Here is a 13891-nt window from a genome sequence, read left to right on the forward strand (position 1 = left end):
AGAAGGCCCCCTCCGAGGAGGGGGCCTTCTGTGTGAGAGCTCAGTCGAACGAGACCGGGGTGTGGTCCGTCGCGCGGGCGTAGAAGACGCGGAGGTCGTCGTGCATGCGCGCGACGATCTGCTCGTCGACGAACGTCATGTGACCCGACTCGTAGAAGCGGAACGCGATGTTCCCGCGCAGCGCGGGCGCGAGGTAGAGCTTCGCGATGTCGACCTCGGCGCCGAAGAACGGGGTCGCGAGGTCGTACACGCCGCCCATGACGGCCACCTGCAGGTTCGGGTTGCGCCGGAGCGCGGCCGACAGGTCGAGGCTGACGTCGGGGACGGGCGTCGGGGCGTCGATGCCGGGCGCCTTGTGCTTCCAGTCCCACGCGCGCGAGATCGGCATGTTGTAGAGGTGCCGGTAGTGCAGGTCGCTGCGGTAGCCGAGCTCTCCGCCGACGATCTCGCGGAACGTCGAGAGGTGCGCGCTGTTGACGCCCGCGGTCGCCGCGTCGTCGGTGGCGGGGTCGTGCGAGCCGTTGCCGACGACGTACTGGTGGTCGGCGACGAACCGCGTGTCGAAGCGGCCCACGACGCGGCCCTCGTCCTTGAGCAGCGCGTACCGGAACGGCTCCATGCCGATGCGGAAGTGCTTCGCGAGCACGTCCTCCTTCGGCAGGCCGGTGAGGGCGGCGAAGCGCTCGGCGACGGCGTCCTCTTCTTCTGCCGAGATGCGGTCGCCGAGCTGCAGCGCCCGCGCGTAGTCGCCCTGCGCGAACTCCTTCGCCTCGGCGATCGCGTCGTCGACGCTTGCCGCGCCGGTGCGGGAACGGCCGTGGTACCAGGCCGTCGCGGCGAACGAGGGGAGGAGGTTGATGTGCTCCTGGTCGAGACCGAGGTTGTTCTCGGCCCAGTTGAGCATCGTCGACAGCAGGACGACGCCGTTGAAGTCGAGCCCCTGGTTCTGGAGCTTGTGGACGAGCGCCGACGCGCGTGTCGTGCCGTACGACTCGCCGAACAGGAAGCGCGGGGCGTTCCAGTTGTTGGTGATCGTGAGGTAGCGGGTGATCGCGCGGGCGAACGCGTCGACGTCCTGGTCGACGCCCCACACCTGGTCGGGGCGCGTGTCGCCGAGCAGGCGTGAGTACCCGGTGCCCGGGGCGTCGAGGAACACGAGGTCGCTCTCGGACAGCAGCGTGTAGGGGTTGTCGACGACGGTGTACGGCGCCGGCGGCGTCGCGTGCGGGGTCGACGTGGGGGCGCGGCGCGGGCCGAAGCCGCCGATGTTCAGCCACAGGCTCGCCGAGCCGGGACCGCCGTTGAAGAGGAAGGTGACCGGGCGGCGCGGGGCGTTCTCGGCGCGCTCGGCGACGTACGCGAGGTAGAACATGCTCGCGAGGGGCGTGGCGTCGTCGTCGCGGACGATCACCGTGCCGGCGGTCGCGGTGTACGCGAGCGGCCCCGAGGGCAGATCGAGCGTGTGCTGCGTGTCGACGCGCTCCTCGACGGGGGCGCTGTTCTCGGGCTCGGTCATCCGCGGCTCCTAATCACATAAACGATTAGTATGAATACTAGCGGAGTGGGGAAACCTGCCGACCGCCCGATCGTCAAGCGCTCGGCGCGCTCCAGCTGAGCGACTCGATGTACCGCAGCAGAACGCCTTCGCGCAGCGCCCACGGCGAGACCTCGAGCTCGTCCACGTCCATCGCGCGCATCGCCTCGTGCAGCACGACGGCGCCGGCGACGATCTGGAACGTGCGGTCGGGGGTGATGCCGGGCAGCTCCTGCCGCGCGGACGCGGGGATGCGCGCCAGACGCGGGATCCACGAGCCGAGGGCGGCGCGGGGGAGCAGCATCCGCTCGATCCCCGACCAGCCCGGAACCGGATAGCCCACCAGCTTCGCGAGTGACCGGATCGCCTTCGACGAGCCCACCACGTGGTCGGGCTTGGCGAGCGAGCCGAACGACTTCGCCACCGGGGCGAGCGTCGCGCGCGCGTGGTCGCGCAGCTTCTCGACGGCGGCCTCGCCGGGCGGGTCGTCGGGAAGGAACTGCACCGTCATGCGCCCCGCGCCGAGGGGGACGGATGCTGCCTGCTCGGGCAGCTCGTCGGCCCCGGCTGCGATCTCGAGCGAGCCGCCGCCGATGTCGAAGAGCAGGATCTGCCCGGCGGCCCACCCGAACCAGCGGCGCACCGCGAGGAACGTGTAGCGCGCCTCGGTCTCGCCGCCCAGCACCTGCAGCGGCTGGCCGAGGGCCTCTTCGATGAGTGCGATGACCTCGGGCCCGTTCTTCGCCTCGCGCACCGCGCTCGTCGCGGTGGCGAGCAGCTCGTCGACCCGTTCGGACGCCGCGATCCTGCGCGCCTCGGTCACCGCGGCGACGAGCGCCGTGACGCCCTCCTCGGTGATGGAGCCGTCGGGCGCGAGGTAGCGCATGAGTCGCAGCACGGTGCGCTGACTCGTCGTGGCGAGAGGCCGGCCGCCGGGGCGGACGTCGGCGACCAGCAGGTGGACGGTGTTCGAGCCGATGTCGAGGACTCCGAGGCGCACGACGTTCAGAGTAGCGGGGGAGGCGGACTACGATGGGCGCGATGTTCGCCGATGACGCCGCCACTGTAGCGCCCGCCCTGTCGCTGTACCGCGAGATCGACCGCGCGGACTGGGCGCGGCTGGCATCGGGCATGACGCAGCCGCTGTCCGAGACCGAGATCGTGCAGATCCGCGGGCTCGGCGACCGCCTCGACATGGCCGAGGTCGCGCAGGTGTACGTGCCGCTGTCGCGCCTGCTGTCGCTGTACGCCGAGTCGACGAAGCGGCTCGGCGGCGAGGAGTCGGCGTTCCTCGGCGAGGCGGACTCGACCACCCCGTTCATCGTCGGCGTCGCGGGCTCGGTGGCCGTGGGCAAGTCCACGATCGCGCGCCTGCTGCGCGAGCTCACCTCGCGCTGGCCCGGAACGCCCCGCGTCGAGCTGGTCACGACCGACGGCTTCCTCTACCCGAACGCCGAGCTCGAACGCCGCGGCCTCATGGAGCGCAAGGGCTTCCCCGAGTCGTACGACCGCCGCGCTCTCGTGTCGTTCCTCACCGAGGTGAAGAGCGGCGCCCCCGAGGTGCGCGCTCCGTTCTACTCGCACATGCGGTACGACATCGTGCCCGACGCCGTCGTGACCGTGCGCCGCCCCGACATCGTCATCGTCGAGGGCCTCAACGTGCTGCAGCCGCCGCCCACCCCGAACGACGTCGCCGTCAGCGACCTGTTCGACTTCTCCATCTATGTGGATGCGGATGCTGCGCACATCACGCAGTGGTACGTCGACCGTTTCCTCGCCCTGCGCCGCGCGGCGTTCAGCAACCCGAACTCGTTCTTCAACGTCTTCGCGCAGCTGTCGGACGAGGAGGCGGTGGAACGCGCGCTCGGCTTCTGGAACTCGATCAACCTCCCCAACCTCGAGGAGAACGTGCTCCCCACCCGCCACCGCGCGAACCTCGTGCTGCAGAAGGCGGCGGACCACACGGTCGAGACGGTGCTCCTCCGCAAGCTCTGACCCGGGCTCGAGACCGCGTTCGGGGCGCTCTGCCTCCCGCATCGCTGACCGCCGGGGCGGCGCGCACTCGTCCGAGCCGTGTGGCGTCGCCCAGCGATGTCGATCAGTCGCTCGCGACGACCGCCCCCGGCCGGCGAATGGCGAATGGCGAACGGCGTCCGGCGGCAGGGATACTCTCCACACGGCATGTGAGTTCCGGTTCACACGGCTGCACCTGAGGTTCACACGGCTGCACCTGAGGTTCACACGGCTGCGCCTGGGGTTCACACGGTTGCACCTGCGGTTCACACGGCGTTCTGCGCGGTGCAAGCGCTGCTCGGACGCGACTGGTGAGGTGTGTGAACCGGAACTCACATGGGTTTTCAGGAGAAGGTCTGCCGGCGGCGGGCGGCGGGCGGCCGGCGAATGGCGAATGGCGTCGGCGGCAGGCGAACGGGGATCCCGATTCGTAAGGGCTCCTTGCGAAACCCGCCGCCTACCATGGACCGCATGTGTGGAATCGTCGGATACGTGGGCCCGCGCCAGAGCCAGGCCGTGCTGATCTCGGGTCTCTCGCGACTGGAATACCGCGGTTACGACTCCGCCGGCATCGCCGTGATCGACGGCGACGGCGAACTGGGGATGCGCAAGCGCGCCGGCAAGCTGAAGGTGCTGCGCGACGACCTCGCCGCCCGCCCTCTCGCCGACGGCACCACCGGCATCGGCCACACCCGCTGGGCGACGCACGGCGGCCCGACCGACGGCAACGCGCACCCGCACCTCGCCGACGACGACAAGCTCGCCGTCATCCACAACGGCATCATCGAGAACTTCTCCGAGCTCAAGGACGAGCTGCTCGCGGACGGCTTCACGTTCCGCAGCGAGACCGACACCGAGGTCGCGGCCGTGCTCCTCGGCCGTGAGTACCGGCGCGCCGGCGACCTCGAGAAGGCCTTCCGCGCCGTCGTGTCGCGCCTCGAGGGCGCCTTCACCCTTCTCGCGATGCACGAGGACCAGCCCGGCCTCGTCGTCGGCGCACGCCGCAACTCGCCGCTCGTGATCGGGCTGGGCGAGGGCGAGAACTTCCTCGGATCGGACGTCGCCGCGTTCGTCGAGCACACCCGCAACGCCCTCGCGATCGGCCAGGACCAGATCGTAGCGATCACGCCCGATGCCGTCACCGTGACCGACTTCGCCGGCACTCCGGTCGAGGTCGAGCCGTTCGAGGTCACGTGGGACGCGTCCGCCGCCGAGAAGGGCGGCTGGTCGTCGTTCATGGCCAAGGAGATCTCGGAGGAGCCCGAGGCCGTCGCCAACACGCTGCGCGGCCGCATCCACGACGGCGAGGTCGTCATCCCCGAGCTCGACGGACTCGACGAGCTCTTCGCCGACGTCTCGCGCATCATCGTGATCGCCTGCGGCACGGCGGCGTACGCCGGCCAGGTCGGCAAGTACGCCATCGAGCAGTGGACGCGCATCCCGGTCGACGTCGAACTCGCCCACGAGTTCCGCTACCGCGACCCCGTGATCGGCCCCGACACCCTCGTCGTCTCGATCAGCCAATCGGGCGAGACCATGGACACGCTCATGGCCGTCAAGTACGCGCGCGAGCACGGGGCCAAGACCCTGTCGGTCTGCAACACCCAGGGCGCGACGATCCCGCGCGAGTCCGACGCGATCGTCTACACGCACGCCGGCCCCGAGGTCGCCGTCGCCTCGACCAAGGCGTTCGTCGCGCAGATCACGGCGCTGTACCTGATGGCCCTGCACATCGGTCGCGTCCGCGGCGCGATCAGCGCCGACGCGGCCGCCGACCACGTGCGCGAGCTCGAGGCCGTCCCCGGCAAGATCGCGCAGATCCTCGAGCGCGAGCAGCCCCGCATCGAGCAGTTCGCCGGCTGGATGGCCGACACCCGCTCGGTGCTGTTCCTCGGCCGCCACGTCGGGTACCCGATCGCCCTCGAGGGCGCGCTCAAGCTCAAGGAGCTCGCGTACATCCACGCCGAGGGCTTCGCCGCCGGCGAGCTCAAGCACGGCCCGATCGCGCTGATCGAGCCGGGCCAGCCGGTGTTCGTCGTCGTGCCGTCGCCGCGCAAGTCGTCCGAGATGCACAAGAAGGTCGTCTCGTCGATCGAGGAGATCCGCGCGCGCGGCGCCCGCGTCATCGCGATCGCCGAAGAGGGCGACGCCGCCGTGCTGCCCAAGGCCGACGAGGTGCTGCGCATCCCGCTGGCAGGGCCGTTCTTCGAGCCGCTCCTCGCGGTGGTGCCGCTCCACATCTTCGCCATGGGCCTCGCGACGGCCAAGGGCCTCGACGTCGACCAGCCCCGCAACCTCGCGAAGTCCGTCACCGTCGAGTAGACGCCGGGGCGCAGCATCCGTCCCGCCCTCCGCTCTTCGCGGCAGGCGGCGGTGTCGCGGCCGCGCGATAGGGTGGCGGATGCCGCGGGCCGCGGCACGCAGGAGGACCACATGATCGTCGGTATCGGCGTCGACCTCGTCGACATCCCTCGGTTCGAGCGGACGATCGAGCGCACCCCGCGGCTGCTCGAGCGCCTGTTCTCGACGGCGGAGCAGCAGCTGAAGCCGCACTCGCAGGCCGCGCGGTACGCCGCGAAGGAGGCGCTCATCAAGGCGCTCGGCGGGTCGGACGGCGTGCACTGGACCGAGATCGAGATCGGGTCCGAGGCGTCGGGCCGCCCGGTGTTCTCGCTGTGCGGGTCGACGGCCGCCGTCGTCGCCGAGCGGGGCATCACCGCGCTGCACCTGTCGCTCTCGCACGACGCGGGCCTCGCGACGGCGTATGTCATCGCGGAGGCGGTGGACGGGGTCGGGGCCGCGGCCGGGGCACCGAGCCAGGGAGTTTCCGCCGAGACCGAGGGCGACGTCCCCGGTCTCGACGCGGATCCCCGGTCTCGCGAGACCGAGGAGTCCGCATGAGCCGCCTCCCCGCCGGAGCCCTGCGCGAGGCGCTCGTCGACGTCGGCGCCATCGAAGACAACGTGCGGCACCTTCGCCGGCTCACGGGCTCGGAGGTCATCGCGGTCGTCAAGGCCGACGGGTACGGGCACGGCGCGGTGCGCTCGGCGCTCGCCGCGCTCGCGGGCGGCGCGTCGCGGCTGGGCGTCTCCGACATCACCGAGGCGCTGGCCCTGCGCCGCGCGGGCATCGACGCTCCGATCGTCGCGTGGCTGCACGCCCCGGGCGCGGACTTCGCCGAGGCCGCCGCACTCGGCATCGAGCTCGGCATCTCGAGCCTCGACCAGCTGCAGAAGGCTGCGGCCGCAGCATCCGCCGATCGTCCCGTCGGAGTGCACCTGAAACTCGAGACCGGGCTCTCGCGCAATGGGATCGCGCCCGAGGAGTACCGCGTCGTGTTCGCCGAGGCCGCGCGGCTCGAGCGGATCGGGCGCGTGCGCGTCATCGCGCTGTTCAGCCACCTCTCGAACGCGTCGACCGAAGACGACCGCGCGGCCCTCCGCGCGTTCGAGGAGGGCGTCGGGGTCGCTGCGACCCTCGGCCTCGCGCCGCCGCTGCGGCACATCGCCGCGACGCACGCCGCGATCGACCTGCCCGAGGCGCGCCTCGGGTGCGTGCGCATCGGCATCGGCCTCTACGGACTCTCGCCGTTCGACGACCGCACCTCCGCCGACCTGGGCCTGCGCCCCGCGATGACGCTGCGCGGCACGGTCGCCGCCGTCCGCCGCGTGCCCGCGGGCAAGGGCGTGTCGTACGGCTACGACTACCGCGCTCCCGCCGAGACGACGCTCGCCCTCGTACCCGTCGGGTACGCCGACGGCGTGCCGCGCCAGGCCTCGGGTGCGGGGCCGGTGGTGATCGGCGGGCAGCGCTTCACGGTCGCCGGCCGCATCGCGATGGACCAGTTCGTCGTCGACGTCGGCGACGCGCCGGTGTCGGTCGGCGACACCGCCGTGCTGTTCGGCGACCCGACGCTGGGCGCGCCGTCGGCGACGGAGTGGGCGGATGCCGCGGGCACCATCAACTACGAGATCGTCACGCGCATCGGGCCCCGCGTGCCCCGCCGGCAGGTGTCGGAATGAGCGGGAACGCGGACGACGCGCCCGTTGTTGCACCGGGCGTGGACACGACAGCTCAGGGTTTGGACGCCCTCGTCGGCACGCGCGAGGTCACCTCGCCCGAGTCGATGGAGGCACTCGGCGAAGAGATGGGACGGATGCTGCGCCCCGGCGACATGGTGGTGCTCACCGGTCCGCTCGGCGCGGGCAAGACGACGCTCACCCGCGGCATCGGCCGCGGGCTCGACGTGCGCGGCCCGATCCAGAGCCCGACGTTCGTGCTCGCCCGGACGCACCCGTCGCTCTCGGGCGGTGCGCCGCTCGTGCACGTCGACGCGTACCGTCTGGGCTCGGCCGCCGAGCTCGACGACCTCGACATCGACTTCGACGGCTCCGTCGTGATCGTGGAGTGGGGCCGCGGCCTCGTCGACGGCCTCCGCGAGCAGTGGTGGGAGGTCGAGCTCGAGCGCGAGTGGCACGGCCACGGCGTCGACAACGCCTGCGGAACCATCGCCCACGAGGCCGACCTCGACGCCGACACGCCGCGCCTGGTGAAGATCACGCGCCACCCGTAGTGCGCGGCGGTCCGCAGCATCCGTTCTTCCGGATCGACGTGCGCACGGCGACCGCCCTCCGGAAGAGCCGTCCCGGCTAGTCGCGCCCGGCTGCGCGGCTGCGCGCGACGGCGTCGAGGATCGCCTGCTCGGCGTCGCCGCCCGCGCCCGCTGCCGACGAATTCTCTCTGCCGACCGCCTCGACGATCTCGGCCCGTTGGATGCGCGTGTCGCGGGGCGCCTTGACGCCGATGCGCACACTGTCGCCCTTGATGTCCAGCAGCGTGACCTCGATCTCGCCGCCGATGAGGACGCTCTCGCCCACCTTACGCGTCAGCACCAGCATCGGATCAGCCTACTGCGCGGCGATGACGTCGGCGGCCGGGGCGAGCGCGCTCGCGGTGTCGCGGACGACGCCGACGGTCTCGATGGTCAGCGAGGCCGCCGTCGCCTCGGTATACGACAGCACCGGCAGGCCGTCGGTCTGAGCCGCCACCATCCGCCGCACGGCCGCGCGCAGGGCAGGAGCGCACACGAGCACCGGTTCGCCGCCGTCGTCTGCGGTGGCCACTGCCTGTTTGACCGAGGCGATGACCGCCTCCAGCCGCTCGGGGTCCAGGACGATCTGCGTCCCGTCCGGCGAGGGGCGCAGGTTCTCGAGCATCGCCTGCTCGAGGAGGGGGGTGATCATGACGACCCTGAGCACGCCGCCCTCGGCGAACCTCGCCGCGACCGCCGGACCGAGTGCCGCGCGCGCGGCTTCGATGAGGCCTTCGGGTTCGGGCGACACCTTCGCCCGCAGCGCGAGCGCCTCGTAGATGCGGGCGAGGTCGTTGATCGGCACCCGCTCGGCGAGCAGCCCCTGCAGCACCTGCTGGATCTCGGCGAGCGAGAGCACTGTGGGCGTGAGCTCCTCCACCGCCGCGGGGGAGACGCGCTTGAGGGCGTCGGTCAGCTGACGCACGTCCTCGCGGCTGAGCAGACGGGCGGCGCCCGACTGGATGACGCTGGACAGGTGCGTGATGATGACGCTCCCGCGGTCGATGACCGTCGCGCCGGCAAGCTCCGCGCTGTGACGCATCTCGAGGGGGATCCACTTGCCCTCGAGTCCGAACACGGGGTCGTGGGCGGCCGTGCCGGGCAGCGAGCCGAGGCCCTGGCCGAGCGCGAGCACGGCACCGGACGGCGCGACGCCCCTGCCGGCCTCGACGCCGGCGATGCGGATCACATAGGTGGAAGAGGCGAGCTCCACGCTGTCGCGGGTGCGCACCGGCGGCACGACGATCCCGAGGTCGAGTGCGATCCGGCGGCGCAGCGCCTTCACGCGGGCGAGGAGGTCGTCGGGTCCGCCGGTCACGAGGTCGACGATGTCGGGCGCGAGCAGGATCTCCAGGGCATGGACCCGCATCTGCTCGATCAGCTCCTCGGGCTGCTCGGTCGCGGAAGGAGCGGGGGCCTCCGCCTCGGCGGCGGCGGCCGCGCGCGCCTGACCCGCCTTCACTCGCTGCGCGGCCAGCAGCAGCAGCGCCCCGATCGTCACGAAAGGCAGCACCGGCATCCCGGGGATGAGCGCCATGACGACCGCGGCTCCGCCGGCGATCGCGAGCGCGTTGCGCGACTGTCCGAGCTGCGCGGAGGCGGCGGTGCCGATCTCGGCCTCCGCGTTCGAGCGGGTGACGATCATGCCGGTCGACACCGCCATGAGCAGGGCGGGGATCTGGGTCACCAGGCCGTCGCCGATGGTGAGGAGGCTGTAGGTGCTGATCGCCTCGTCGATCGTCATGCCGTGCTCGGTGAGGCCGATCGCGATGCCGCCGACGAGATTGATGATGATGATGACGAGGCCCGCGATCGCATCGCCCTTGACGAACTTCGACGCACCGTCCATCGCGCCGTAGAAGTCGGCCTCCGCGGCGACCTCGGCACGCCGCTGCCGGGCTTCGGTGTCGGTGATCAGGCCGGCGTTGAGGTCGGCGTCGATCGCCATCTGCTTGCCCGGCATGGCATCCAGCGTGAAGCGGGCGCCGACCTCGGCGACGCGCTCGGCGCCCTTGGTGACGACGACGAACTGGATGACGACGAGGATGAGGAACACGACAGCGCCGATGATGAGCGACCCGCCCACCGCGATCGCTCCGAACGCCTCGATCACCTGTCCGGCGTACGCCTCGCCCAGCACGAGCCGGGTCGAGGCGACGTTCAGCCCGAGGCGGAACAGCGTCGCGACCAGCAGGAGCGACGGGAACACCGAGAAGTCCAGCGGCTTCTTCACGAACATCGTGGTCAGCAGGATGACCAGCGCGAACATGATGTTCAGGATGATCAGGGTGTCGAGCAGGCCCGCCGGCACCGGCACGACAAGCAGCAGAAGGATGCCGACGACGCCCATCGGCACCGCCAGCTTGCGCATGAGGTCTTTCACGACTGCCTCCGTGGGGGAAGGGAATGGATGCCTCGGGCCGCCCCGCGCGCCCGCAGCGACGCGACGAAGACGAGGACGTGGGCGATCGCGGTGTAGAGGTCTTCGGGGATCTCCTGGCCGAGGTCGCAGGCCGCGTGGACGGCGCGTGCGAGCGGGATGTCGCGCACCATGGGCACGCCCGCCTCGATGGCCTCTTCGCGGATGCGGTCGGCGACCACGCCGCTGCCCTTCGCGACGACGCGCGGCGCGGCCTTGCCGACCTCGTAGCGCAGGGCGACGGCGACATGGGTCGGGTTCACCAGCACCACGTCGGAGCCTGCGACGGAGGCGATCATGCGGTTGCGGCTCATCGCGAACTGTCGTGAGCGGCGCTGCTGGCGGATCAGCGGGTCGCCCTCGGTGCTCTTGGTCTCGTCGCGCACTTCGCGCTTGGTCATGCGCGTGTGCTTGGCGTTGCGCTTCATCACCACGAAGACATCGATGACGGCCAGCGCGATGCCGACGGCGATCGCCGCCTGCAGCACCGCCGCGATGGCGTCGGCGGCGATCTGGAGCAGCCACGCGAGCGAGTGCGCACCGCTCGACGAGAGCACCGGGATCAGTCCGCTGATGACCAGCCACAGCGCTCCGACGATCGCGGCGGTCTTCAGCAGCGCCTTCGCGCCCTCCCAGAGTGCCCGCACGCCGAAGAGCCGCCGGAACCCGGCGACGAGGTTGAACTGCTCGTACCGCCCGCTGATCCCGCGGAGGTGCACGCCGCCCTGGGCCACCGCTCCGAGCAGGGTCGCCACGGCGACGACCGCGAGCATCGGCGCGAGTGTGGGGAGCACGGAGGCCAGCCCCCGCTCGAGCAGCTCCAGCGCCGAGCCGACCGTCGGCGCGTCGGCGATCGACGCCACGGCCAGCAGCTGCTCCGTCCCGGCCATCGAGCCGGCGACGACCACGCCCTGCAGGGTGACCGCCGCCGCGCCGATGGCCAGCCACGCGGTGAGATCCTGGCTGCGCGAGAGACGTCCCTTGCGGCGCGCCTCCCGCAGCCGGCGATCGGTGGCGCGCTCGGTGCGCTCGCCGCTGTCGGCATCGCTCACGGCAGCACCCCCTGCAGCAGCCGGAGCGCGTCGGCGGTGAGAGCATCCACGATTCCGGGCAGGCCGACGTAGACGACGCCCGCGAGCACGAGTGTCAGGAGGATCTTGACCGGGAAGCCCATGGCGAACGCGTTGAGGGCGGGGGCCACGCGGGTGACGAGGCCGAGGCCCAGGTCGGCGAGGAAGAGGACCAGCACGAGCGGTCCCGCGATCTGCACGGCCGCGAGCACCATCTGCGACACCGCGAAGGTGAGCACCCGCGCCGGGTCGACAAGGTCCAGCCCGCCGTCGACGGGCACCGCCTCGAAGCTGCGGGCGAGCCCCGCCACGATCAGCTGGTACCCGCCCGAGGTGAACAGCAGAGCCAGCGCCGTCATGTGGAAGAGCCGCGTGAACTGCGCACCGTTGATCTGCGAGTACGGGTCGAACGCCTGCGCGAGCTGGAAGCCGCCGAAGACGTCGATCAGGCCGCCGGCGGCCTGCACCGCCGAGAAGCACACCATCACGAGGAACCCGAGCAGCGCTCCGGTGACCAGCTGGAGCACGAGGGCGCCCAGGAACCGACCGGTGTCCAGCGGCACGTAGCCCGGCGCGAGAGCGGCACTCATCGAGAGGGAGATCCCGATCGCGAGCATCGCCTTCACGCGCGGTGGGATCGCGCCGTACGAGAAGGGCGGCGCGATGAAGATGAACGCCGTCACCCGCACGGCGACGAGCATCGTCGCTTCGAGCCATGCGAAGTCGACGGGGATGTTCATGTCAGCCCCCGCTCAGAAGCTGGGGGATGCGCGCGAACATCTCGTTCGTGAAGGCGATGGCCTCCGCGATCATCCAGTTCCCCGCGATGAGCAGCGCGATCCCCACGGCGATGATCTTGGGGACGAACGAGAGGGTGACCTCCTGCACCTGCGTGATCGACTGCAGCAGCGACACCGCGAAGCCGACCACGAGCGCGGTGATGAGCACGGGCGCCGCGAGCTTCGCGGCCAGCAGGAGGCCCTCCGTGCCGATGTCGATGACGGCTTCGGGTGTCATCCGGTGCCTCCGTAGCTCTCCAGCAGCGAGCGGACGATGAGGCCCCACCCGTCGACCAGGATGAACAGCAGGATCTTGAACGGGAGCGAGATCATCACCGGGGGCAGCATCATCATGCCCATCGACATCAGTGCGGCGGCGACCACCAGGTCGATCACGAGGAACGGCACGAAGATGACGAATCCGATGATGAACGCGGCCCGCAGCTCCGAGATCATGAACGCCGGGATGAGCGTGTACATCGGCACGCTCTGCGGATCCTCCGGGTTCGGCAGTCCCGCGACGCGGGTCATGAGGGCGAGATCCGCCTCACGCGTGTACTGGAGCATCCAGTCCCGCAGCGGCACCTGCGCCACGTCGATCGCCTGAGCGAAGGTCAGGGTGCCGTCGATGTAGGGCTGCACCGCGAGCGTGTTGATGTCGACGAGGACCGGCCACATGATGAACAGCGACAGGAACAGTGCGAGGCCGGCCAGCACCGGGTTCGGCGGGATCGTCGGCAGCGACAGCGCGTTCCGGGTCATCGCGAGCACCACGAAGATCTTGGTGAACGACGACATCATCAGCAGCAGGGCCGGGGCGACCGAGAGGAGCGTGATCCCGAGCAGCACCAGGATCGACGTCGACGGCGACCCGTTGATCCCGTTGATGTCGATCGTCACACCCGCCGGGTCGACCGTGGGAGCGACCGGCGGCTCGGGATCCTCCGGTCCCACCGTCGCCGCGTGCGCGGAGACGCCGCCGAGATGCATGCACAGCACCAGCACGGCCGCCGCGACCGCGAACAGCACCACCCACCGCAGCGCCCGTTCGCGGGCCGCGGGCGGCGAGAGACTCATCGAGCGCGCCGGAGCGCCTCGGCGGTCTGGCGCCAGGTCTCGGCCGAGAGGATCGATCCCTGCAGCGGGTCGTGCCGCCGGCGCGAGCGCAGCGGATAGGGGTGCTCGAGGCCGGTGCCGGAGGCGGTGGTCAGCACCTGCTCGAACGAGCCCGTGCCGCCGGCCTTCGACGGTGCGGGGTGCGAGGCATCCGTCGCGGTCCTCGCGGGAAGCTTGTCCACGACCTCGACGCCCCGCTCGCTCACCGCGAGCACGTAGCGGGCGTCCTCGGTCTGGACCACGACGAGCTGCGCCTTGGCGCCGAGCCCCTGGCGTCCGAGCACCGTGATGGTCTCGGTGTCTTTGCGCGCGGTTCCGCGTTTCGAGACGCGGCGGTGGAGGTACCAGAACAGGCCGAGCACCGCCGCC

General features: G+C 71.1%; 13 protein-coding genes and 1 pseudogene. 5 read left to right on the plus strand and 9 right to left on the minus strand.

Going from position 1 to position 13891, the window contains the following annotated elements:
- Positions 1-40: 40 nt before the first annotated feature.
- Complete coding sequence (locus ACFC1I_RS18395; protein WP_376012713.1) at positions 41-1516, minus strand: S10 family peptidase; 1476 nt, start codon at positions 1514-1516, stop codon at positions 41-43.
- Between the two features lie 73 nt (positions 1517-1589).
- Positions 1590-2534 (minus strand): Ppx/GppA phosphatase family protein, encoded by a 945-nt coding sequence (locus tag ACFC1I_RS18400; RefSeq protein WP_376012716.1) that lies wholly within the window; start codon positions 2532-2534, stop codon positions 1590-1592.
- Positions 2535-2575: 41 nt separating this feature from the next.
- On the opposite strand from ACFC1I_RS18400, the gene coaA reads away from it, so the two are divergent.
- The 5 genes and pseudogenes from coaA (at position 2576) to tsaE (ending at position 8120) form a co-directional block, all read left to right on the plus strand.
- The gene (gene coaA, locus ACFC1I_RS18405; protein WP_376012719.1) at positions 2576-3529 is read left to right on the plus strand and encodes a type I pantothenate kinase; all 954 of its coding nucleotides are present in this window, start codon (positions 2576-2578) and stop codon (positions 3527-3529) included.
- A 489-nt stretch (positions 3530-4018) separates the two neighbouring features.
- Positions 4019-5869 carry a glutamine--fructose-6-phosphate transaminase (isomerizing) gene (gene glmS, locus ACFC1I_RS18410; RefSeq protein ID WP_376012722.1) on the plus strand — a complete coding sequence of 617 codons (1851 nt, stop codon included), beginning with the start codon at positions 4019-4021 and terminating at the stop codon, positions 5867-5869.
- A 111-nt stretch (positions 5870-5980) separates the two neighbouring features.
- Positions 5981-6328: pseudogene (locus tag ACFC1I_RS18415) on the plus strand (holo-ACP synthase); the annotation flags it as partial.
- Between the two features lie 116 nt (positions 6329-6444).
- Entirely contained in the window at positions 6445-7569 is a 1125-nt protein-coding gene (alr, locus tag ACFC1I_RS18420) for an alanine racemase (protein WP_376012724.1), read from the plus strand.
- Positions 7570-7673: 104 nt separating this feature from the next.
- Positions 7674-8120: a tRNA (adenosine(37)-N6)-threonylcarbamoyltransferase complex ATPase subunit type 1 TsaE gene (gene tsaE / locus ACFC1I_RS18425; protein WP_376013108.1), complete on the plus strand. Its 447-nt coding sequence runs from the start codon at positions 7674-7676 to the stop codon at positions 8118-8120.
- A gap of 76 nt (positions 8121-8196) precedes the next feature.
- On the opposite strand, the gene csrA is transcribed toward tsaE, so the two are convergent.
- Genes csrA through ACFC1I_RS18460 form a run of 7 tightly spaced genes read right to left on the minus strand, consistent with a single transcriptional unit; the run spans position 8197 to position 13884 of the window.
- Positions 8197-8445: a carbon storage regulator CsrA gene (gene csrA / locus ACFC1I_RS18430; RefSeq protein WP_376012727.1), complete on the minus strand. Its 249-nt coding sequence runs from the start codon at positions 8443-8445 to the stop codon at positions 8197-8199.
- 9 nt (positions 8446-8454) lie between these two features.
- On the minus strand, positions 8455-10509 hold the full coding sequence (locus tag ACFC1I_RS18435) for a flagellar biosynthesis protein FlhA (RefSeq protein WP_376013111.1): 2055 nt from the start codon (positions 10507-10509) through the stop codon (positions 8455-8457).
- Positions 10510-10517: 8 nt separating this feature from the next.
- Positions 10518-11609: a flagellar biosynthesis protein FlhB gene (locus ACFC1I_RS18440; RefSeq protein WP_376012729.1), complete on the minus strand. Its 1092-nt coding sequence runs from the start codon at positions 11607-11609 to the stop codon at positions 10518-10520.
- Positions 11606-12367, minus strand: a complete 762-nt coding sequence (locus ACFC1I_RS18445) for a flagellar biosynthetic protein FliR (RefSeq protein ID WP_376012732.1) — start codon at positions 12365-12367, stop codon at positions 11606-11608. The genes ACFC1I_RS18440 and ACFC1I_RS18445 overlap by 4 nt, the downstream gene beginning before the upstream one ends.
- A 1-nt stretch (position 12368) precedes the next feature.
- Positions 12369-12644: a flagellar biosynthesis protein FliQ gene (gene fliQ, locus ACFC1I_RS18450; protein ID WP_376012734.1), complete on the minus strand. Its 276-nt coding sequence runs from the start codon at positions 12642-12644 to the stop codon at positions 12369-12371.
- Complete coding sequence (gene fliP, locus ACFC1I_RS18455) at positions 12641-13483, minus strand: flagellar type III secretion system pore protein FliP (RefSeq protein ID WP_376012737.1); 843 nt, start codon at positions 13481-13483, stop codon at positions 12641-12643. Before fliP ends, fliQ begins: the two co-directional genes overlap by 4 nt.
- Positions 13480-13884, minus strand: a complete 405-nt coding sequence (locus ACFC1I_RS18460; RefSeq protein ID WP_376012740.1) for a flagellar biosynthetic protein FliO — start codon at positions 13882-13884, stop codon at positions 13480-13482. The genes fliP and ACFC1I_RS18460 overlap by 4 nt, the downstream gene beginning before the upstream one ends.
- Positions 13885-13891: the final 7 nt, after the last annotated feature.

Source organism: Microbacterium sp. NPDC056044 (assembly GCF_042267145.1).
GTDB lineage: Bacteria > Actinomycetota > Actinomycetes > Actinomycetales > Microbacteriaceae > Microbacterium.